The 208-nt window shown below is 70.7% G+C and carries 1 protein-coding gene; it reads right to left on the minus strand.

Annotated elements, in window-relative coordinates:
• Positions 1-208: hypothetical protein (locus B8460_RS22695; protein WP_048863464.1), on the minus strand; the 208-nt coding region annotated here is incomplete at both ends.

The following is a 208-nucleotide window of genomic DNA, read 5'->3' on the forward strand; positions in this document are numbered from 1 at the left end:
AGCGCGCCGCGTAGTGGCCGGCGCCGGCGTCGTTCAGCACGAGGCGGCCGCCGTTGCTGGCGAGCTGGCCGAGCGGCACGGTCTCCAGATGGTTGCCCGGGGTGTTGAAGAAGCCGTACCACACGACCGCCTGGTTGCCCTCGATCGCCTTCAGGCTGCCGATGACGGTGCCGTTCGCGTCGCGGACGAAGTGGCCGACATCGGCCTG

This window comes from Acidisphaera rubrifaciens HS-AP3 (assembly GCF_000964365.1).
In the GTDB taxonomy this organism is placed as follows: Bacteria; Pseudomonadota; Alphaproteobacteria; order Acetobacterales; family Acetobacteraceae; genus Acidisphaera; species Acidisphaera rubrifaciens.